This is a genomic window from Fluctibacter corallii, assembly GCF_025751585.1.
Taxonomy (GTDB): domain Bacteria; phylum Pseudomonadota; class Gammaproteobacteria; order Enterobacterales; family Alteromonadaceae; genus Fluctibacter_A; species Fluctibacter_A corallii.
On the sequence record NZ_JAOWKX010000005.1, the window covers coordinates 333,015 to 354,865 of the forward strand.

At 42.6% G+C, this 21,851-nt stretch carries 16 protein-coding genes; 9 read left to right on the forward strand and 7 right to left on the reverse strand.

Annotated features, from left to right (window positions below; genetic code table 11):
* Positions 1-104 precede the first annotated feature (104 nt).
* Positions 105-848, reverse strand: coding sequence for a YciK family oxidoreductase (locus tag OE749_RS11625; RefSeq protein WP_263712627.1), 744 nt, complete (start codon positions 846-848; stop codon positions 105-107).
* A 258-nt stretch (positions 849-1,106) separates the two neighbouring features.
* Here OE749_RS11625 and OE749_RS11630 point away from each other — a divergent pair, with 258 nt between their 5' ends.
* From OE749_RS11630 to OE749_RS11660, 7 genes are all read left to right on the forward strand, one after another.
* The gene (locus OE749_RS11630; protein WP_263712628.1) at positions 1,107-3,701 is read left to right on the forward strand and encodes a VolA/Pla-1 family phospholipase; all 2,595 of its coding nucleotides are present in this window, start codon (positions 1,107-1,109) and stop codon (positions 3,699-3,701) included.
* Positions 3,702-3,793: 92 nt separating this feature from the next.
* Positions 3,794-4,807 carry a protease SohB gene (sohB, locus tag OE749_RS11635; RefSeq protein ID WP_263712629.1) on the forward strand — a complete coding sequence of 338 codons (1,014 nt, stop codon included), beginning with the start codon at positions 3,794-3,796 and terminating at the stop codon, positions 4,805-4,807.
* 454 nt (positions 4,808-5,261) lie between these two features.
* Complete coding sequence (locus OE749_RS11640; protein WP_263712630.1) at positions 5,262-7,883, forward strand: TonB-dependent receptor plug domain-containing protein; 2,622 nt, start codon at positions 5,262-5,264, stop codon at positions 7,881-7,883.
* 130 nt (positions 7,884-8,013) lie between these two features.
* On the forward strand, positions 8,014-8,589 hold the full coding sequence (locus OE749_RS11645) for an RNA polymerase sigma factor (protein ID WP_263712631.1): 576 nt from the start codon (positions 8,014-8,016) through the stop codon (positions 8,587-8,589).
* A gap of 6 nt (positions 8,590-8,595) precedes the next feature.
* Complete coding sequence (locus tag OE749_RS11650; RefSeq protein WP_263712632.1) at positions 8,596-9,654, forward strand: FecR family protein; 1,059 nt, start codon at positions 8,596-8,598, stop codon at positions 9,652-9,654.
* Positions 9,655-9,916: 262 nt separating this feature from the next.
* Positions 9,917-12,691, forward strand: coding sequence for a TonB-dependent receptor plug domain-containing protein (locus OE749_RS11655; protein ID WP_263712633.1), 2,775 nt, complete (start codon positions 9,917-9,919; stop codon positions 12,689-12,691).
* Positions 12,692-12,878: 187 nt separating this feature from the next.
* Positions 12,879-13,841 (forward strand): YbgA family protein, encoded by a 963-nt coding sequence (locus tag OE749_RS11660; RefSeq protein ID WP_263712634.1) that lies wholly within the window; start codon positions 12,879-12,881, stop codon positions 13,839-13,841.
* A 47-nt stretch (positions 13,842-13,888) separates the two neighbouring features.
* Here the strand turns inward: OE749_RS11660 and OE749_RS11665 are convergent, their stop codons facing one another.
* On the reverse strand, positions 13,889-14,230 hold the full coding sequence (locus OE749_RS11665; RefSeq protein ID WP_263712635.1) for a hypothetical protein: 342 nt from the start codon (positions 14,228-14,230) through the stop codon (positions 13,889-13,891).
* A 120-nt stretch (positions 14,231-14,350) separates the two neighbouring features.
* Here OE749_RS11665 and OE749_RS11670 point away from each other — a divergent pair, with 120 nt between their 5' ends.
* Positions 14,351-15,112 carry a Nif3-like dinuclear metal center hexameric protein gene (locus OE749_RS11670; RefSeq protein ID WP_263712636.1) on the forward strand — a complete coding sequence of 254 codons (762 nt, stop codon included), beginning with the start codon at positions 14,351-14,353 and terminating at the stop codon, positions 15,110-15,112.
* 94 nt (positions 15,113-15,206) lie between these two features.
* On the opposite strand, the gene OE749_RS11675 is transcribed toward OE749_RS11670, so the two are convergent.
* Positions 15,207-15,953, reverse strand: a complete 747-nt coding sequence (locus tag OE749_RS11675) for an ElyC/SanA/YdcF family protein (RefSeq protein ID WP_263712637.1) — start codon at positions 15,951-15,953, stop codon at positions 15,207-15,209.
* A gap of 23 nt (positions 15,954-15,976) precedes the next feature.
* On the opposite strand from OE749_RS11675, the gene OE749_RS11680 reads away from it, so the two are divergent.
* Entirely contained in the window at positions 15,977-16,771 is a 795-nt protein-coding gene (locus OE749_RS11680; RefSeq protein WP_263712638.1) for a methyltransferase, read from the forward strand.
* 162 nt (positions 16,772-16,933) lie between these two features.
* On the opposite strand, the gene OE749_RS11685 is transcribed toward OE749_RS11680, so the two are convergent.
* The 4 genes from OE749_RS11685 to sbcB all read right to left on the reverse strand — a co-directional run bounded on the left by OE749_RS11685 (position 16,934) and on the right by sbcB (position 21,819).
* Positions 16,934-17,929, reverse strand: coding sequence for a 2-hydroxyacid dehydrogenase (locus OE749_RS11685; protein WP_263712639.1), 996 nt, complete (start codon positions 17,927-17,929; stop codon positions 16,934-16,936).
* Positions 17,930-18,101: 172 nt separating this feature from the next.
* A complete protein-coding gene (locus tag OE749_RS11690; RefSeq protein ID WP_263712640.1) occupies positions 18,102-18,584 on the reverse strand; it encodes a glutathione peroxidase in 483 nt (160 codons plus the stop codon).
* A 21-nt stretch (positions 18,585-18,605) separates the two neighbouring features.
* Complete coding sequence (locus OE749_RS11695; RefSeq protein ID WP_263712641.1) at positions 18,606-20,255, reverse strand: DUF342 domain-containing protein; 1,650 nt, start codon at positions 20,253-20,255, stop codon at positions 18,606-18,608.
* A gap of 130 nt (positions 20,256-20,385) precedes the next feature.
* Positions 20,386-21,819 carry an exodeoxyribonuclease I gene (gene sbcB / locus OE749_RS11700; protein WP_263712642.1) on the reverse strand — a complete coding sequence of 478 codons (1,434 nt, stop codon included), beginning with the start codon at positions 21,817-21,819 and terminating at the stop codon, positions 20,386-20,388.
* Positions 21,820-21,851: the final 32 nt, after the last annotated feature.

A 21,851-nucleotide genomic window follows, 5' to 3' on the forward strand; every position in this document is an offset into this window, starting at 1 on the left:
CGATAGTTCGTTAATAAATTAACGCCCTCAACCATGAAAATGGCTGAGGGCGTTTTCTATCTGCTTGTTACTATTTACGCGTCTTTAAACCTAATCTCGATGCACTATTTTGGCTGCGCAACGAAGGTTTGACCATTCTCTTTAACGCTGTCTTTACCCATTAAATAGAGATAAAGAGGCATAATGTCTTCTGGGGTTTTTAGTGTTTCAGGATTTTCTGCTGGAAACGCTTTCGCACGCATTTGGGTACGCGTGCCACCCGGATTAATGCAATTAAAACGTAACGAAGAATTAGCATATTCATCGGCCAATACCTCCATCATACCTTCTGTGGCGAACTTAGACATGGCGTACGTTCCCCAGTAAGCTCGACCTTTAGAGCCAACAGACGAAGACGTAAAGATGACGGATGCATTGTCACTTTTCTTAAGCACGGGTAAAAGCGCTTGCGTCATAAAAAATTGGCTTTTCACGTTCACTTTCATGACTTCATCGAAAATGTCTTCTGTTATCTGAGTGACCGGTTCTAAATGTCCAAGGACGCTGGCGTTTTGCAGCAAACCATCAAGCTTACCAAACTGAGATTCTATCGTGGTGGCCATGTCTTGATAATGTTTAACCGTAGCACCCTTCATATCTAGCGGTACAATTGCCGGTTCGGGCCAGCCGTTTTCGACAATAATGTCATAGACTTTTTCAAGTTTTTTAACGGTTCTGCCTAATAAAATGATTGTCGCGCCTTTTTCCGCGAAACTTAAAGCAGCTTGCTTGCCGATGCCATCACCAGCACCTGTAATAAGGATTGTTTTATCTTTTAAGAGATCGTCAGGAGCGTTGTAGTCCAACATAATTCTTCATTGTCCTAGAATAGATAGGCGTAGTTTACCATTGTACTGAAATAAAATAATTGACTTTTTAAATACGCAAATGCATTACAATGTGTTAACAAACCTTTGCAAATCGGTAACAAAGTCAATACTATTGCCTAAACTGATAACTGGTCATACTTGTTGTATTTTGTTTGCACAATTGTAAAGTGATAATTGTGTGGTGAGTAGCAAAAGCAAGTAGAAACAAGAAAAACAAATATGTTTCGGGGAGACGAAATGAAAAAACTTCTAGTCAGTGCTAGCGTAGCTGCTGCATTTTCACTCGCTGGTTGTGGCGGCGGAGATTCGATTGACGAGGTAAGAGCGGATACGCCTAAAGAACGTCCAGCATCACGTATCGTGTATGACCCATCTGGCGGCAAGCTTCAAACGCCGACGGATCTTCTTTTTGCTCTAGTTGAGCAAACTGACGATGGAACGCTAGAAGTACCTGATGAGATTGCTGCACAAGCAAACGGTGGCACGCCTGATTTTGGTAACCCAAGTGTTGCATTAGGCGCAATCGATGGTTGGTCCACGCAGCATCCGTTTTCGATCGAGATTTCCCACCCCACTGGCATTACACTTGATGAGGCTTCGGCTGGTGCTCCTGGCGCAGTGCGTATTTTCGAAGGTGCATTTGGTGGAAATTTAGATGATGCAGATTGTGCGACAGTATCCCCATTAGCAGGCTGTAAAATATACAGTGAATTGACATTTGGTGTTGATTTCATTACCAAAGCAAATGGCGACGACATTGCAGTGATTCCGCTTAAGCCGTTGAAAAACTCAGGCCAATACTACGTTGTAGTGACCAAAAACCTAAAAGCGAGTGATGGACAATCTGTGTTAGGCTCAAGTACATTTGATTTGCTTAAGGCTGACATCAATACGTTACCGCTTGCTACTGATTCTCAATTATTGCTTCAATCGTTGACGAACTCCTTCATGGCTGTAGTAACAGAGCAAGGTGGTGTAAACGCGGATGATATTACGTTTATTAATACCTTTACGACACAGTCTGGTGAACGCATTCTTGATACCATCAAAAAGTTACAAGTTGGTACATTTGCTCAGGCTGTAGCGCAAGGTATGCCTGTAGAGACTGCGGCGCAGTTTTTACCTGCATTATCAGTAAATGAAGCGACCATGGACAATGCATTTGATGTGCTAGCACCAACTTTATTGGGTGCAGACTATGAAAGTCTACAAGCGGTAGGGTTAGATAACTGCGCTGGTATTATTGCTGCTGTGACTAATCCCTCGTCGCCACTCAACGCGACTGCAGCTGGCTTAATCGGGCAGGTTGGCGCGTTTTGTGCTGCTGATTTGAAAGCAGGTAGTATTTCGCTTCCCTATTATTTGAGTACAACAGAACCGTTATCGACACGCTGGAAGGCGGCATGTACGAATGGCTTAATTATGAACTCGCTTGGAGAAGAGCAGATTTCACAGCTCATTCAAGATGGCGTTATCTCTGAAGGGCCTCTCGATGAGATGTGTCAAGCTGCGACAGCGGGTCAAGCAATTCAATTGAAAGATTTGGATTTGACGAATCTTCAAATTAACGATTTACGCCACGTGACGCGTTATAGCCCGATTCCGGCAATGCAAGGTACTAACCCTGATGGCACTCAAACATTGGATGTGCAAATTACAGTACCAAATGAAACAATCATTGCGACACTTGCAGCGTTACCAGGCTCTTCAGTTTCTGCTATTACAAAGCCCGCATCGGGGTGGCCAGTTGTTATTTTACAGCACGGTATAACATCTAAGAAAGAAGATATGCTAGCGATTACTGGTGCTTTATCGGTTGCAGGTTTTGCAACTGTTGCTATCGATCACCCATTACATGGAAGCCGAGGATTCACTATCGATGGTGAGGTGGTCAATGCATCAAGTGGATTTGGTGGCGCCACGACAGATTACATGAACTTGGGTTCACTTCTCACGACTCGAGATAATCTGCGTCAAAGCATTGTAGATGGTATGGGGTTACGATTAGGGTTAAATGCAGTTCTGGATTTAACGGGGGGCAGCGTAGACCTGGATGAAGCCAATGTATCATTTTTGGGCCACAGTTTAGGGTCTATCTCAGGTATTGGTACGGTTGCTATGTCTAACAAATCTATGGGGGGAGACTTGGCGCCACTAGATGGCATGTATACCTTCAAGAATGCAACATTTTCAGTGCCGGGCGGCGGTATTGCGGGATTCCTTGTTGAGTCCCCATCATTTGGTTCATTAATTAAAGGATCATTGCTGGCTAAAGCATCGCCTGACTTCCAAGCTTTCTTGGCTCAGTTTGCTGCACAAACACAAACGCCAGTTGAAGACGCGATTCCTGATGCATTTGATGCGTTCATCCAAATGGTGCCAGAAGAATCACTCGCTGAAATTAATGCAACATTTGCAAGCTTTGTATTTGCAGCACAAACCATTACCGATGCGGCTGATCCAAATAACTTTGCAGCATCTGTTGTTTCAACTACACCAGTGCTTGTTCATGAAGTAGTGGGTGGAGGAACGAATGATGATGGTTCTGTGGCGATGCCTGATCAGGTTATTCCCAATACGACAGAAAATTACATGAGCTTCGCCGGTACTGAGCCTTTGATCCGCTTTATGGGTCTTTCACCGATTGTGTCAACGACACAGGGCGAGTCTGTGACGGGTGCAGTTAGATTTATTTCAGGCGAGCACAGCTCACTTCTTAGACCTACGGCAAGTGCAGCCGCAACAACTGAAATGCAAACCCAAGTAGCTAACTATTTTGGCTCCGGTGCGCAAGCTGTGGTTGTGACCAACGAGTCAGTGGTTAAAAACTAAGCGATTGGATCGGTTTGTTAAAAAGTCAGGTTCTTGCCTGGCTTTTTTTTTGGCAGAATAGCAAGAGCATAAATAACCTGGAGTAGGGTAGTTTGGAATTTTTATATGAATATGGTCTGTTTATAGCAAAGGCCGTTACCATCGTTGTTGCAATTCTAGTAACCATAGGTGGCATAGTGGCACTTGCATCAAAACAAGGGCCCGAAGGTAAAGGTGCATTAAAAATCACGTCGATGTCAAATCAACTTGATGATATTAAGCACGAAATTGAGAGTGAAATTTTTGATAAAGATGAACTGAAAAAGCGTCACAAAGCACGTAAAAAGGCTGAAAAAAATAAACAAAGTGACACGACTAAACCAAATCTGTTCGTCATCGACTTTAAAGGCTCCATGGATGCGCGAGAAGTAGAGGGGCTCAGGCAAGAAGTAACAGCTATCCTCAATGTTGCAGCGAAAGAGGATGAAGTACTTATTAGATTAGAGAGCCCAGGCGGCGTGGTGCATGGCTATGGATTGGCTGCTTCGCAGTTGCAGCGATTCAGAGACGCGGATATTCCTCTAACAATTGCGGTTGATAAAGTGGCCGCCAGTGGAGGATATATGATGGCATGTGTAGGGAACAAAATACTGAGTTCTAAATTCGCGATTATCGGCTCCATCGGCGTGTTGGCGCAATTGCCAAACTTTAATAAGTTGCTTAAACGAAACGATATTGAATTTGAGCAACATACTGCTGGACAATTTAAACGTACATTGACGATGTTTGGTGAAAATAATGACGCGGGCCGAGAAAAATTTCGTGAAGAGCTAGAAGAAGTTCATACAATGTTTAAACAGTTTATTAGCGATAATCGCAATGGCTTAGATGTAGACAAAGTGGCAACTGGCGAGTATTGGTATGGTTCGCAAGCGCTAGACTTAGGTTTAGTTGATGAAATTAAAACCTCTGATGACTACTTACTCAAAGCGAACCAAGATAAGCAAATATTTCTAGTTAAATATGCATTAAAGAAAAATTTTGCAGAGAAAGTAGGAATTGCTGCGTCTACGGCCATTGATTCAGTTTTTGCTAAGGTTTGGAATAGCATTCAATTTACTAAATAAATTAAACGTATTATTAATGATAGATATAGAAAGCCAACCGTAAGGTTGGCTTTTTTATGGGAGAAATAAACACCTTTCTTTACAAATGAAAGGCGGTTCGTAAAACGCTTACTATCTTGATAAAAGACAATGGCACTATCCTAACTTTCAAATGCTATTATCCCATACCGGCCGAAGCGCCTAGTTTGCATTTATTCGTCGATCAGACCCAGTCAAACCACCAGTTTCAAAGGCAAAAAAGGCGCTCCAAAGTCAATAGACAGTTCATAAATCAAAATCCTCTATCAAAAAAAATATTTTTTCATTTTTGATATTTTTGTTTGTTTTTTTTCTACATCATTGTTTATATATGGACTGCCAAACGAGCATTTGGTGTTGAAGATAAGTAAATATAAATACCAAAAGCATGGTAGATAGCCATGCGTTAAAAAGAATAGTTTACTGGGAAAAAATAATGAACACTCCAATAACAAAACTAGCAAAGCATATTCGGTATGTGATTGCCGCCTCGACTACTGTGGGTTTGATGGCAGCATCTCCGATTGCATTTTCTCAAGAGGCTCCAAATGCTGAAGGAGCAGACAACGCAGATGTTGAAAAAATTGCAATTGTTGGCACACGTGCCGCTCCCCGTTCAGTAGGTGACTCTGCTGTTCCAATAGATATTATTTCATCGGAAGAATTTAGAAACCAAGGCTCAACGGATATGGTTTCTATGATGCAAAATGCTGTTCCGTCATTTAACGTTAACGATCAACCGATCAACGATGCATCTACATTAGTGCGTCCAGCGAATTTACGGGGACTAGCATCTGATCACACGTTAGTGCTTGTGAACGGAAAACGTCGCCATCGCTCAGCAGTCATTACTTTCCTTGGTGGTCAGATTTCTGATGGTGCTCAAGGGCCTGACATATCGGTGGTTCCAGCCATTGCCCTCAAGCAGGTTGAAGTATTACGAGATGGCGCTGCTGCGCAGTACGGCTCTGATGCCATCGCGGGCGTAATCAACTTTCAACTTAAAGATGATAGCGAAGGTGGTGTTGTAGAGGCGCGCATGGGCTCTTATTACGAGGGCGACGGCGATATGTATCAGCTAGCCGGTAATGTTGGCCTTCCTCTTAGTAGTGACGGTTTTGCTAACTTGAGCTTTGAATATCGTGAGTCTGACGCCACTAGCCGAAGTGTACAGCGAGACGATGCCCAAGCACTGATTGACGCTGGAAATACGTTTGTAAATGATCCTGCTCAAATCTGGGGTAGTCCAGAGATAAATGACGATATTAAGCTCTTTGCGAATTTAGGCTTAGAACTTTCGAACAATAGCGAAGCGTATTTGTTTGGTAATTATGCAGAGCGTGAGGTTGATGGTGGTTTCTATTACCGTCATCCACATACGCGTGGTGGCGTTACAGCAGGTCCAGAAGTTGATGGTAAGAAAACGTTACTCGTTGGCGATCTTGATGGTGTCGGCACAGGTATTAGTTGTCCGACAGTCTTCATTGAAGACGACAACGTGCTTGATGATGCAGATTATGCCCAAATTGCAGGAACGGGAAGCGATGTTGCAGCGAATTGTTTTGCGTTTCCTGAGTTATTCCCTGGTGGTTTTACACCTCGATTTGGTGGCAAGGTCACTGACAAATCATTGGCATTCGGTACGCGTGGGCAGCTAGACAGTGAACTTAGTTACGATGTTAGCGTTTATATGGGTGAAAACGAAGTCGCCTATTCTATTCGTAATACAATTAACCCGTCGCTTGGTCCCGATACGCCGACCTCGTTCAATCCTGGGCAGTACACGCAGTCAGAGCAGAGCTTTAATATAGACTTAAGCAAACCATTTGACGTGGGTTTGTCTGACCCTCTATTTTTAGCGGGTGGTTTTGAGTATCGTCATGAATCGTTTGAAGCTATCGCCGGTGATCCAAAGTCATATGAAGTCGGGCCTCTGGCATCTCAGGGATTTGGCATTGGTTCTAATGGATTTCCAGGTTTAGCTGCACGATTCCAAGGCGAAAATAGCCGTAACTCTGTGGCGCTATACCTAGATTCAGAAATGTTTCTAACTGACTCGTTTATGGTGGGTGCAGCGCTTCGCTATGAAGACTTCTCAGACTTTGGTAATACCACGAAAGGTAAATTGTCTGCACGCTGGCAGATGACGGATACACTTGCGCTACGTGGAGCATTCTCTACGGGCTTTAAAGCACCTACTATTGGTCAGGCTACCGTGCGCAACGTAACGACCGCGTTTGCCGACGGTGGACGACTTGTTGACCGGGCTACGTTGCCTCCGACTAATCCCATCGCAATACAAAAAGGTGCGACTCAGCTCCAGCCTGAAGAGTCAACCAGTTACAGCATTGGTTTAGTGGCGGAATTTGACAACGGATTGTTTGTTACAGTTGATTATTTCAACATTGAACTTGAAGATCGTATTAGTACCACATCAGGCATCAAACTATCGCAAACAGATATTGATGCATTGTTAGCACAAGGCGTTTCGGATGCGTCAAGTTTTGATGAGGTTAGTTTCTTTACTAATGACTTCACAACAGATACGCAAGGTGTTGATATTGTTGCAAACTATTCAATGGATATGTTCGGCGGTGATACGAAATTCTCATTCGCCTACAACTGGACGCAAACAGAAGTGTCTGATGTTAAGACTTTTATTGTTAGCGGCGAAGAGGTGCAGAATATATCTGATACGCGAATTCGAATGCTAGAAGATAACCTACCAGCAGTACGTTATAGCTTAACGGCGAATCATACGAATGGCGATTGGAGGGTACTTGGCCGCATGAATTATGCGGGGAGCATTTATGAAGACCACTTAGATTCGGGGCTAGATATTGACAATGTCGGATCCGAATACACATTTGATCTAGAAGTGGGTTATCACGTGAGTGAGAACTTAGAAATAGCTGCTGGCGCGAAGAATTTGTTTGATGAACGCCCAGACAACAATGTGTTGTATGATACCGAAGTTGCAGGGTCAGAGTACCCAACAACATCACCAATTGGTATTAACGGCGGTTTTTACTACCTTAAGGGTGTCTACAAGTTCTAGTTTAGAGGGGGCCTAGCGCCCCCTAATTTATATTTGTGATATAGATTAAATCATTTCAAGTTTGTGCTTTCTTTCATGGCTAATTAAACGTAGTGTAATAGGTGAAGTAAGGGAAAACTGGGATAAATACATGAATAATAAATCCAGCGTTTCAAAAACGTTTCTGTCCTATCGGAAGCAAATTATTAAGGCTATCAGCGGCATTGTTAAACGTGACGATATTGAAGATATTGTTCAGGAAACGTTCGTAAAAACGTATGAAGCGGAGCTAAAGCAAGAAATTACCTATGAAAGAACGTACATGTTGAAGACAGCAAGAAACCTTGCGCTAAACCATGTATCTAGAGCCTCTGAAACTTTAAGTGAGGAGTTTAGTGAAGATATCACGTCGCCAAAAGAGTTGATTCAAAATAACATAGAAAAACAAGTTGAGAGCAAGGAGCGCTTTTTACATTTTTGTAAAGCGACTGATACGTTATCTAGTGAGGTAAAGCGCGTCTTTATACTCAAAAAAGTGTATGGTTTGAGTCAGCGAGAAATTGCAAATCAATTATCCCTGAGTGAGAGCACTGTTGAAAAACACGTAGCAAAAGGCCTGCATCTTTGCGCTGTCTATTTACAAAACTTAAATAAAAATGATAGCGACAACGTGATAAACTCGCGCGCCATCAACAAGCTAGCAACCAGTATATGGCGCAGTAAGTAGTAGCCCATGAACAATATCATTCCAATTAACAAAAAACATCTCGCGAGAGAACAAGCGTCTTCTTGGATCAGCAAGATAGACCGAGGTCTGCGCGATGAAGAGTTCAGTGACCTAAAAAAATGGTGTGAACAGGCGGATTTACACCGTGAGTTGCTCTTTGAAATGGCTGAGCTTTGGGATAGTTTGAGCGCGTTAAATGAACTAAGTGGCTTGTTTCCATTAGATGCTTCTGATGAAAGGAGTACCGCACCCGTATCACGATATGGATTCAATTTTATTGGCTTTAATATGGCTACGGCGGCATCACTGGTGCTAGTCGCCTTTATTGCATTCTTAATGGTTCCTCAACCATCAACACGTCAAAGTGATTTTGTTGTTAAATCTGTAGAAGCGAGCACATCAATAGGTGAACAAAAACCGGTGACGTTGGAAGATGGATCAATCATTCATCTCAATACGAATAGCCACGTCAATATTCTATATACTCAACGTTCGCGCCAAATTGCACTAACTAAAGGAGAGGCACACTTTGATGTCGCTCACGACCCAAATAGGCCTTTCATTGTAACTGCAGGTAACAATACGGTTACGGCAGTAGGAACCGCTTTCAATGTTGAGCTAGATTCCACGGGTATGGTGGAGCTCTTGGTGACAGAGGGGAAAGTACTAGTCAAAGATCGAGGAACAAATGCGCCTATCACTACGCCAACACAAGAAATGATGCGATTGGATAGTGTACTACTCGTGTCTGGCGAGAAAGCAGTGATAAAGGGCGAGATTATGTCACAAGAATCTGTAGCGCTTGAGTACGTTCAAAACCAACTGGCATGGCAACAAGGCATGTTGGTATTTGAAGGAGAGTCGTTATCAGAAATATTGGCAGAAGTAAGCCGATATGCAAATGTATCTTTCTCATTGTCTACTAAAGATCTGGGTGAAAAACGTGTTGCTGGACACTTTAAAGTTGGTGACATTAAAGGACTCTTGTTCGCATTGGAATCTAGTTTTGGTATAGAGTACGTTCGGACTGCACCGAACGAATACGTATTGCTGAAAAAAACGTAAAACACCTATCTACGAAATTGTGGCAATTGTCTAAATGGCAGTTGCCAACCTATTCCTTTCTTTAGTATAAACAGAGCATTATCCTTTTAAGATCAATAATAATTTGCCGGATTGCTTCATTAAAAAGGCACCACGTAAGGGTCACAAAAATACTTCTGTTTGCGCGGTTAACATTACAAAAGCCACCATTGTTGTGATGGCGGCTTTTGTATGCTCGGTGTTTGCCGAGGAATCCATTACATTGAATTTACCGCAGCAAAGCATGCATAAATCTCTCACGCAACTGGCTGAAAAAGCACAGGTTACGCTTTTGTTTCCATTAGAGATCGCCGAACAACACGTGTCTCAAGCGGTAGAGGGAAAATTCACTGTGAGTGACGCCATTCGTTTAGTCATTGCCGGCACAGAACTTTCGTTGATTAAAGGCGAAGATGCGTTGTATTCAGTCGGTATGGCCAATGCTATTGCGCCCAATCCGCAACATCAACCTAATATAGGCGATAGTGCGCCAGAAGCTCAAAAACATAAAATTGAAAAAATTGCCATTGTTGGGACGCGTTCTACACCAAGAACGACCACTGACTCTCCTGTGCCAATTGATATTATTAACGCGAGCGAACTGTCTTCTACTGGCGGCATGGATGCGCTTAGTGTGCTGTCTAGTTTGATTCCCTCCTTAAACGTTAACGATCAACCTATCAATGATGCATCTACGTTGGTTAGACCTGCTAATCTGAGAGGATTAGCGTCTGATCACACCTTAATACTGATTAACGGTAAACGCTATCATCGGTCAGCGGTGATCACGTTTTTAGGTGGTGGGTTATCTGATGGGGCCCAAGGTCCAGATTTGTCAACGATTCCTCTGTCTGCAATCCATCAAGTAGAAGTGCTTCGCGATGGAGCTGCCGCGCAATATGGGTCTGATGCGATCGCTGGTGTAATTAATTTTGTACTTAAAAATGATGCCAACGGTGGCGCCGTTGTTGTGCAAAATGGTGGCTTTTTTGACGGCGATGGTGAAGCAACTCAAATCCAATGGAATAATGGATTCGAATTTGGCAGTGGTGGTTTTGTACACTTGAGTAGCGAATTTAGACATCAAAATGCGACGAGCAGAAGTACACAACGCGATGACGCGATGCGTTTAATTAACGCTGGCAACCATTTTGTCGCGGAGCCCGCCCAACATTGGGGGGCGCCAGAAATTAAATATGACGCGAAGTTTGCCCTCAATAGTCAGTGGGAGTTAGATTCTGATACGGCGATGTATAGCTTTGCTAACTTGTCTGAACGGAAGATGATGAGTGGTTTTTATTATCGGCATCCGCAGCAACGACAACAGGTGTTTGTTAGAGGGAATGATGAAACACCTCAATTATTGGTTGCGGATTTAGATGGTATTGACAGCGGTATAACGTGCCCAACAATCCCAATCGTTGATGACAATGTGCTCGATGATACAGATTATTTGTTGATTGCTGATAATCAAACAGAAATAGGACAAAATTGTTTTGCATTCAATGAGTGGTTTCCAGGTGGGTTTACGCCTTTGTTTGGCGGAAAGCTATCGGATATACATGGCGTGATTGGGATAACGTATGATACTGATAATCAGTGGGCTTTTGATTTAAGTGCCACTTATGGTCGCTCTAAAATTCAGTATTTACTTGAGGGTAGCATTAATCCCTCTTTAGGGCCTGACAGTCCAACATCATTCAAACCAGGCGCTGCTATTCAACAGGAACAAAGTTTGCGAATAGATGCTCAGAAAGAGCGCACCGTTAATCAATTGCAAATGAGTATGGCAATGGGAGTAGAGTACAGACAGGAGCGTTTTGAACAGATAGCTGGAGACAAGCCATCTTATCAGGTGGGCTATTTAGCACTTGATCCATTGACTGGAGCATCACAAGGCTTTGGAGCAGGCTCCAACGGATTCAATGGGTTCAAACCCGCTGTAGCGGGAAAGTGGCAGCGATATAATTGGGCTAGCTATGCGGATTTAGAAATCCGATCTGATGCAGGTATTCAACTAGGGCTGGCTGCGCGATACGAGCATTTCAGTGATTTTGGAAATACATTTGACGGAAAAGTAGCGCTTATGTTTGATTTGAGCGAAGACTATTCTGTTCGTACGTCTTTTAGTAGTGGTTTTAAAGCCCCCTCTGTTGGTCAAAGCAACGTAGTAAATATAACCACGGCATTTTTCGAGGGGCAGCTAGAGGATCAAATTACACTCTCTCCACACCATCCTGTCGCAATGCGTTTGGGTGCTTCAGCGCTAAAACCCGAACAGTCTCACCACGTGAGTTTAGGTTGGGTGGGGCAGATGTACGATAACTTCTATGTTACGGTTGATTACTTCAGTATTCACATGCGGGATAGAATAAGCACAACATCAGCGCTATCGCTCACTGATGATGATATTCGTTACCTTGAGTCAATTGGAATATCGGGGACGTCAGGTATTACAAGTGCAAAATATTTCGCCAATGACTTTGATACACACTCTCAAGGTGTGGATATTGTCATGTCTTACGACTTTGATTCGCGGTACGGCGAATCTCAGGTAATATTCAATTATAACTGGACCCATACCGATGTTGAAAACGTTGAGGCCTACATTCGTTTCAACCAGCAAGGTGAGCCAGAACCCACCTCCAACATTACGCAGCAGCGTATTCGTATGCTCGAAAACAACCTACCGCAACATCGTCTCGCTGTTACGTTTACGCACGCAACTGACGCGTTCGACTACTTACTTAGGGCCAATTATTTTGGTAGCTACTATGAAGACCATGTTGATGCTTCCGCTGGTTATGATATCTACGCAGGTAGTGAGTGGACCCTTGATGCCGAGGTGACCTATAGAATGAGCAGTGCTTTTTCGACCAGTCTAGGGGCAAAAAACGTGTTGAATAATTTTCCTGATACGAATCCATACCAAGGGCTGGTAGGATCAACTTATCCGCTGACATCTCCGATGGGCATAAATGGTGGCTTTTATTATTTACGTGGCATCTGGAATTTTTAGGCAAAAAAAAGCCCGGTTTCGAAAGCGCTAGTGAAATCGGGCATTCAGGGAGATACGCAACAAAATGCGTATAGTTATAGACTGCGATGCCAATAAATGGTTCAAATAAATTTTTTTGTACTTGAAGAGATCCAATTTTGTTCTATCACTGTTTATGTAAGGTAAATTAGAAAGGTAGAAAAGCTTGATGGATAAAGAAGCAGTCAACAAAGAAATAATTCATGTTGGTGTAAGTGCGTGTGTAGTTGGCGATAAAGTAAGGTTTGATGGTGGACATAAGAAGTCTGGCTATGTTTCGAACTACCTTGGCGAGACATTTCATCTTGTGCCAGTTTGCCCGGAAGTGGGAATGGGTATGCCTGTGCCTCGTCCTGCAATTCGAATTATTGAAGATGAAGGTCAAGAAAAATTAGTCGACTCCAAAGATTCAGCCATTGATCACACGTCAGCGTTAAATCGCTTTTACGACACTAAATCACCGCAGTTTGCTAAGTTGGACGGGTATATATTTTGTGCAAAATCACCCACGTGCGGTGTAGAAAGAATTAAAGTTTACACGTCAGAAGGTGATGTACTGCACCGTAAAGGAATGGGGCTTTTTTCTAAGCGATTAAAAGAGCAGTACCCTTTGTTGCCGATTGAAGAAGACGGAAGGCTTAATGACCTTGGATTGCGCGAGAGTTTTGTTACCAAAGTATATGTTCATCATCATTTTCGCAATGAAGTGATGAATAATCCAAGCATGGGCGCGTTAGTTAAGTTTCATAGTAAACACAAATTCTTGGTCATGGCATATAGCCCCAAGGCGTACCAGCAACTCGGCCGTTTAGTCGCGACGGGCAAGAAAGTACAATTTGACACATTGATGAAAGAGTATTTAGGACTTCTGTTGGGTGTGTTGAGCAAGCCAACTAATCGTAAAAAGCACACCAATGTATTGATGCACTTACAAGGCTTTTTGAAGAAGCAATTAAGCAAAGAAGACAAGCAAGAATTGTCTGATCAAATTGAGCGCTATCGGTTAGGTTATATTCCATTGATGGCACCGATTACGCTGCTTCAACATCACCTTAAGCACCATCCCAACGAGTATTTGTCGAGTCAGGTGTATCTAGAGCCCTACCCAGAATCTTTGGGAATTCGCGCATAAAAAAGGGGCGTATTCGCCCCGAATTTTATTTTGCGTATCTGAGACAGTTATCGAGGCTTTCTAGCGCCTGTATTCTCAGCTTGAATTTTTTCCGCCCAATATTCTTTTACCGAAAAACCGCCTTTTGCTTTTTTCTTAGTAACTGGCTTTTTCGCTTTAGGTTTAGCTGGGGAAGACTTTGTAGCTGGCTTTGATTCTTTGGTTGCAGCCTTTCCTTTGCCTTTTGACATTTCGTCTGCCAGCTCATCAAGGGCCGCTAGACGCAGGTTCTTACCACCATCAACACTATACCAACCACCTTTGGCTTCAATAGATGGTGCTTTACCATTTGCTGCTTTATAGGCCTCGGTGAATTTTGCAATTACTTGGTCTTTATCCAATTTACTCATAATGAGGTCTTTGCCTTTTTTATTGATTTATATTTAAAAAGTAAAAACTGGACGGGTTTTATACCGTGTTTTAAGTATAATGTCTAATTTTCACTCTGCTGGCAAATTTTAGGATATTAAATGAGCATAAGTCGTAATGAACTAAACGCTTTCTTAGCGAACTTACTGACGCCAGAAAAAATCAAAGACTATTGTCCAAACGGTCTTCAAGTCGAAGGGGCCGAACAGATAGAAAGAATTGTTACTGGGGTAACAGCTTCGCAAGCATTGATCGATGCCAGTATCGAGGCGGGTGCAGATGCGCTACTTGTTCACCATGGCTATTTTTGGAAGGGCGAAAACCCAGTGGTTACAGGCATGAAAAAGCGTCGTTTACAGGCGTTATTGCAAAATGATATCAATTTATTTGCCTATCATTTACCACTCGATGTTCATCCTACTCTGGGTAACAATGCGCAACTGGCACAGCGCTTTGACATTAAAAATGCACGAGGTTTAGAGTTAGGCAATCCATTTAGCGTTGCCATGCAAGGCGAGTTCGAACAAAAAAAATCAATAGATGACATCATCAGTAAGATAAACTCGTCTTTGGGGGTGTCTGCGCTGGTAGAAAAAAGCGGACCTGAAAAGATTAAAACGGTAGCGTGGTGCAGTGGGGGCGGACAAGGTTATATAGAACAAGCTGCCGAACAAAATATTGACCTGTTTATTACTGGTGAGGTGTCAGAGCAAACTATTCATACTGCGCGAGAATGCGGAATACATTTTATTGCGGCTGGCCATCATGCTACGGAACGGTATGGGGCAAAAGCGTTAGGTGAATACATAGCGCAGCATTTGCCAGTAGATGTGACATTTATTGATATTCCTAATCCTGCATAAATTTGCTCACAAACATCAATGACAGAGACTAAACTTCTCTGTCATTGGTTAGCGTTTTCTCGCAATGTAAAACAGTACGATTATGAAGTAGCAATCATTCAGGTCTTAGTTTCTGCCACAGTAATCCCAATGTTTCATACCACCATCGTTCCATCTTTTGAATGTTAGAAGAGTGAGGAAGATAGTTCCTTAAGCTTGGGTTGTCTGAGCGTTTCACCAAATGCTCAGTCGGTGCAGGGTAGGGAACCAAGCCTACATTTTCGAACTCAATCACAGCTCGTTTCATATGGCTCGCTGATGTCACAAGTGCAAATCGTTTATTATGTAAAATGCTCTTTAGGTATGTGGCTTCTTCGTGGGTGTCTCTGCCGACATTCATCGCTTTGAGCTTGTTAAAAGAGATGCCCAGTATAGCGAGTATTTCCTTGTTAAACTCCGCTTGAGTAAATGCTTCCGTGTTATTGACGCCCGATGTAATGACAACAGCGCCAGGGTTTTTCTTATGGATCCTTACAGCTTCAATTAAGCGGTTGTCGGTGCAATGTTTTAGTTGCGCGGATTTAGGCAACGTTGCATCATTCACGTGACCGCAACCCAAGACAACAATGTATTCCACCTCATCTGAAAGGTCGAATTGTGGGTAAGCGTGCTCTAGCTTGCCTAAAAGCGTATTAGGTACAAAGGGGAATGAAGATACAATGATTAACAATGTACCTACTGCGATACTTAATTTTCCCAATGCCCTCTGTCTGAGAATCATTCCGAACAGGATAAGAATAAATGATATACTCATCGGCATGAGTAAGGCCCCAATCCACTTCTTTAGGTAAAACAGTTCCAAAACGGTCACATCCTTCAATAGTTATGAAAGACAATAATAAACCAGATCAAAGCTTTAATACGATAGCTAATAAATTTGAGAAAAATATTTACGGGTCATCAAAAGGGCGATTAAGGCATGAGTTGCTTGTAAGCTATTTAGCAGATCATTTGGAAAGCCAAGATCCGCCACTTCTCGTATTGGACGCGGGTGGAGGAACGGGTGAAATGGCGAAGGAATTTGCGTTAAAAGGTCATCAAGTGCTCGTTAATGATATCTCAGAAGATGCGTTAAGTTTATGCAAAGACAAGCTTAGTCACTGTGACAATGTGCATTATCATTTAGGTAAAATTCAATCTTTGGATTCTACTGATATTCAACACATTATTGCTGGTGAGAGCACGCATTTCGATTTAGTGTTGTGTCATGCGGTATTGGAATGGTTAGAGACGCCTGAAGATACCATTGCACATCTTGTTTCGCTATTGAAACCCAACGGGTGGCTGTCGTTGAGTTTTTTCAACGAAGACGCGCATCGGTTTGCCAACTTATTGTATGGCAATTTCGATTTTGTAAAAAATGGCATGCGACAGCGTAATACCGTTAGGTTGAATCCGAATAATGCACAATCACCGAGCTATATTAAATCAATATTATCCCACTTGCCTGTATCAATTAAACATGAAGCGGGTATTCGCTGCTTTCATGATTATATGCGTCCAGCTGACAGGGAAAGAGTGTCCTTCGAGGAGATAATTGAAATGGAGAAACGTTACGCAAAGGTATTACCGTATCGTGATTTGGGTCGCTATTATCATATTCTGGTGCAAAAGCTCTGAAAGAATATGCTTAATATCAATTGTAAGCGAGATAAAAATTTCACAACTAAATTTATCGCGTTAGAGCGTTATCATGCTGAACAAGAAGGGGCGTATTCAATGCGTTTGATATATGTATATCGTGTTTAACGAATTTAGCTAGCCTTCACAACAACATTAAAATCAACAAAGAAAGGTTGTATCTGGATACCGCCCTAATCTGGCATTTTCAATATTGGAAAGCGTCGTGGTGGCGATTTCCTGTAATGCTTCATGAGTGAAAAAGCCTTGGTGTCCGGTAATGAGGACATTGGGAAAGCCTGCCAAACGGTCAAAAAGATCATCTGATGGGATCTCCATTGAGTGATCTTCAAAAAACAGTTCAGATTCCATTTCGTAAACGTCAAGGCCAAGAAATCCAATTTTGCGTGACTTTAGTGCCGCTATGAGCGCTTTTGTGTCGATAAGCCCGCCACGTGACGTGTTAATTAACATAACGCCATCTTTCATTTGTTGAAGAGAACGGGCGTTAATCATATGCGAGGTTTGCTCGTTTAGGGGGCAATGTAATGAAATAATGTCAGCATGCTCCCAGATATCTCGCAAACTCACGTATTTGCAGCCCATTGCGGTGATACAGTCTGATTGTATAGTGTCGTAGCAAAGAATTTCACAACTAAACCCGTTAAGAATTCGGCACAATGCAGAACCGATTTTGCCTGTTCCAATTACTCCAACAGTTTTTTTATAAAGATTGAACCCAGTTAATCCGAGTAAACTAAAGTTGTTTTCTCGAACACGGTTATAAGCTTTATGGATGTGTCTGTTTAAACTAAGAATCAGTGCCATCGTATGTTCAGCCACTGCTTCTGGCGAGTATGCTGGTACGCGAGACACATGTAAGTTGAGCGTAGCAGCATATTCCAAATCCACATTGTTAAAGCCCGCACAGCGCAGGGCAATGTGTTTAACGCCAAGAGAGTGAAGTATGTCTAAACAGGCTTTATCAAGCACGTCATTAACAAATACACAGATAGCATCAAATGTCGCAGCCAGTGGCGCGGTTTGGTGAGTCAACCTAGAGGGAATAAAGGTAAATTCAACCTCTTCGGCATGGTTATTTTGACTGAGATAGGTCTGATCATACGGTTGACAACTGAATACTGCGACTCGGTACATAGTATTCTTTCCAATTTATTGGTTAGTAGAAATGGCCAGTAAATGTATGTGAATCAACGACAATTAATCTTATGTTCTTCGGATTTTATTGATTCAACTTTGCTTCTCCTGACCTGCTTCTCATAATCTTACGCCAAGATTGTGTTGTATTGCCTTGATCGAAATCACCGTTCTACAACAAGTTGTCTATGTCTTTTTCAATGTCTTCTGGTTTTGTGGTTGGCGCATACCGTTTAACCACCTGACCATCACGGTTTACGAGGAACTTCGTAAAATTCCACTTAATCGCTTTGCTTCCTAATAAACCCGGTGCGGCTTTCTTTAGGTGTTCATAAAGTGGTGCTGCGTCATCACCATTCACGTCAATTTTCTTAAAAATTGGAAATGATGTGTCGTAATTCATACTGCAAAACTGTGCGATTTCGTCATCACTTCCTGGCTCTTGATGACCAAATTGATCACAGGGGAAAGCCAGCACACTAAAGCCCCGTTCATTGAATTTTTCATACAATGCCTGCAGCCCTTTATACTGTGGTGTAAATCCGCATTTTGAGGCTGTATTTACGATTAATAAAACCTGATTCTGATATTCGTCTAATGGCTGCTCCTGACCATTTCCAAGAGGCAGAGAGTATTGATAAATCGTATTATTCATAACGCTTACTTATAATTAAAATTAGACGATGGGTTCGTATTGCCATTGGTGGCCTTCGTAGAAAACCAAGGCACGTCCATATTCTTTTTCTGCTCGCCAAGTGCGATTGTTTAATTTCACCACCACGCCTGGATACAGCCGTTTATTCGCAACCAAGCGTATCTCGTCTTGATAACTGTCTTTTGACGTTTTCAGTTGTTCGGCCTTCATCATTACCCAATGTAACAGGTTTTGTTCTGCTTTTAGCATCGATTCGGCTTCTTCAAACTTTGATACCAGATCTTTATGAATGTTTTTTGACCGAATAAGGCCCATTTTCTTTTCATGACGGGTGTTGTTGTCAATCAACTGCTTTAATAGTTCATCAAGGGTCTCTTTGCGCTCAAGAAGCAGATTGAAGCCACCGCTGAAGTCAATACTGAGGTTACTGCCAGAAACTGCTCCCAGTGTTCCCGCAATTACGCGGCCGTGGCAATGAATTTCGCTCGCAAATAAATTGCCATTAGGATTGTCAACGGGACCAACTGTCACGCTGCCTCCACACATAATTCTGCTGTAAGCGAGTTGACGCCCAATCGTAACATTGCCACTGCAATTAATATCTAATCCTTGCCCGTGTTGAACATGAACATTACCTTGTGATACTAGCTTACTGCTGAAGGTTGTATGGGTTTCATTTACTTTGCCCATCGCTCCTTCGGTAATAATAATGTCACCGCCCGCATGAATAGTGGCAGACTCCACAAAGCCATTAATAGTTACATCACCCGCAGCAATAATGACCATCTTCTCAGTGACATCACCGTTGACCAATACTGCGCCGTCGTAATTGATATTACCCGTTCCTACATTTACGCCAGTACAAATGAAGGTTTCATCTACCCACATTTTTTGATCTTTAAACTTTGGCATCCCAGTAATTTTGGCTACGACGAGATTTTCGTCGTATTCGCTGATTTCAGCGCCTTCGCCAATGTCGATATTTTTCCAATCGCCAGGCTTAGAAGGAATGCTAGTGCCTTTTACGGTATAGCCGTCACGCCCTAGTGTAGGAGGGAGTCTGCGCAGTAGCTCTGTTCCTTGCTTGACACAAATCACATCGCCTAGGTTGCGCATATCAACCCGATTACCACCACTGGCTTGCGGCTCTAAAATTCGCTCTAATGCGTTAGGTACTAAGGGTCTGAGCTTAGAGCTTTTTCCCATTTTAGGTGGAAGGCCTTTGGCAATAATATCTTCAAGAAGGGCACCTGGTGACGCTGACACCAATTTTCTTAACAGTGCATGAACCCGTTTTTCACCGAATCCTCGCTCTATGCCGTTTTCTTTAGCTAATAGTTTGATATCTTCGACAGAAGGAATAGAGCCGCCATAAGGAGCGGTAAGCTGAAGTTTAGCCACCAAATCGCCGTCTGAGAAGCTGAAGGCAATAGCAGTATCACGTTTTTCAGCAACGGTACTCTTAATACTGGTTGCACTGCCTTTGCTTTCTTTGATTTTTGCTTGCGCCTTTAAAAACGCATCTTCAATTATGAAAAAATCACGAAACTCACTTTCTAAAAAGAGAGCAGATAGCTTCTTTGCGTCAATATCGTCGGCTTTTACAGAACCATCAATATGCACATCTACATGTATTTTATTTTCGTTTAATTTGAATTCGATCCCATTCATACTCACTTTCCGACGTCACTTCTTATGTCGCTGCGCTCGTTTCGATGAGCTTTCCGATATACTAGGTTATCGACCAGACTAAAACATACATAACTAATTACAAGCGATTTCGTCCTTAAAAAGCAATTGTTTACAATTGTTGAGCATATGTATACAGGTCTTTGAGTATTTGGCGTTTTCTGGCGTCGTCTACATATTGTTCCGCTAATAAACCAATTCTTTCTAAATATTCTGGGAGAATGATGCTGGCATCACCGTGGGCTTCCATGAGCCGATACTGGCGATGGCGTTGCCATTTCTCTATTTCTTTTTCACTTAATGTGGTCGGGTAGTTTCTTGCTCTGTAGCGAAACAGCATTGATTGTATGCGGGGATCATCAAATTGCCAGGCAAGTTCAATGAGTGCTTCTGGTGCCATTTGACGGATTTGCTCCATCTTTGCTTTATCTGAATCTGAGAAAAAACCACCGGAATACAAGCTGTGGTCTACGTCTACCTGCTCATTGTCTGAATACGGCGTGTCGTAAACATCCTGTAGCTTTTTATGTAACCCTTCTGATTGCTTAATCCATTCTAAATGCACAAGGCATTGTTGCCTATTGATACCCAGCCTTTCAGCTCCTTCTTCTGACAACGACTTGGGCGGAAGCACAACCGGGCATTTATTTAAGTGAATTAACTTCAATGGTAATCGTTCTGTGCCGTCAGGAAAGTCCTCATTTTTGGCGTAAAGTAAGGCTTTAATTTCTTCCGTTGAAAGCGCTGCTAGGCGAGTAGGGTCTTGCTGGAGATTAATGCATATCACCGCGTTTTTGTTGGTGGGGTGATAGGCTATGGGTACCATCCATGTACAACATCCTTGTGAAGCCGGTAACTTTGACGAAACATGAATAAATGGCTTCATATTGTAGCAATCGATCAGTTTGCCTACGGCTTGTTTCTGCCTAAGTGAAAATATGTAGTCGAACAATCTCGGCTGCGCTTCTTTGACGCGCTTTGCTAATGCGATAGTGCCGTAAACATCTGACATCGCATCATGGGCGTTTTCATGGCTAATGTCATTGGCAATGGTTAACTCTTCTAGTTTAAATGACGGTGTACCGTCCGATTTATATACCCAATTAACGCCTTCAGGACGCAAGGCGTAACATGCTCTTACTAAATCGATAATATCCCAACGGCTATTGCCATGCTGCCATTCACGGGCGTATGGATCATAAAAATTACGGAAAAATGTGTTACGCGTAACCTCGTCGTCAAAACGAATACTGTTATACCCCAATGCACACGTGCCCGGTGTACTGAACTCTTGATAAATTTTACGCGTAAATTCTGCTTCGATTAAGCCATCTCGTAACGATTGCTGCGGCGTGATTCCCGTAATTAAACAGGCTTCCGGATGCGGAAGGTAATCATTAGGGATTTGGCAGTATATATTCAGCGGTTTACCTATGGGGTTTAGGTCGGCATCTGTTCTTATTCCTGCAAACTGCGACGGGTGATCCTTTTTAGGATTTGTTCCCCAGGTTTCGAAGTCGTAAAAATATAAAGTTAAATCTGACAAAGAGAGTTTCTTCTAATTAAATAATTGCCTGC

Excerpts from the sequence above, each read along its gene's own strand:
- OE749_RS11625 (WP_263712627.1), bottom strand. The coding sequence starts at position 848 with ATGTTGGACTACAACGCTCCTGACGATCTCTTAAAAGATAAAACAATC.
- OE749_RS11630 (WP_263712628.1), top strand. The coding sequence starts at position 1,107 with ATGAAAAAACTTCTAGTCAGTGCTAGCGTAGCTGCTGCATTTTCACTC.
- OE749_RS11640 (WP_263712630.1), top strand. The coding sequence starts at position 5,262 with ATGAACACTCCAATAACAAAACTAGCAAAGCATATTCGGTATGTGATT.
- OE749_RS11645 (WP_263712631.1), top strand. The coding sequence starts at position 8,014 with ATGAATAATAAATCCAGCGTTTCAAAAACGTTTCTGTCCTATCGGAAG.
- OE749_RS11650 (WP_263712632.1), top strand. The coding sequence starts at position 8,596 with ATGAACAATATCATTCCAATTAACAAAAAACATCTCGCGAGAGAACAA.
- OE749_RS11655 (WP_263712633.1), top strand. The coding sequence starts at position 9,917 with ATGCATAAATCTCTCACGCAACTGGCTGAAAAAGCACAGGTTACGCTT.
- OE749_RS11660 (WP_263712634.1), top strand. The coding sequence starts at position 12,879 with ATGGATAAAGAAGCAGTCAACAAAGAAATAATTCATGTTGGTGTAAGT.
- OE749_RS11665 (WP_263712635.1), bottom strand. The coding sequence starts at position 14,230 with ATGAGTAAATTGGATAAAGACCAAGTAATTGCAAAATTCACCGAGGCC.
- OE749_RS11670 (WP_263712636.1), top strand. The coding sequence starts at position 14,351 with ATGAGCATAAGTCGTAATGAACTAAACGCTTTCTTAGCGAACTTACTG.
- OE749_RS11680 (WP_263712638.1), top strand. The coding sequence starts at position 15,977 with ATGAAAGACAATAATAAACCAGATCAAAGCTTTAATACGATAGCTAAT.
- OE749_RS11685 (WP_263712639.1), bottom strand. The coding sequence starts at position 17,929 with ATGTACCGAGTCGCAGTATTCAGTTGTCAACCGTATGATCAGACCTAT.
- OE749_RS11690 (WP_263712640.1), bottom strand. The coding sequence starts at position 18,584 with ATGAATAATACGATTTATCAATACTCTCTGCCTCTTGGAAATGGTCAG.
- OE749_RS11695 (WP_263712641.1), bottom strand. The coding sequence starts at position 20,255 with ATGAATGGGATCGAATTCAAATTAAACGAAAATAAAATACATGTAGAT.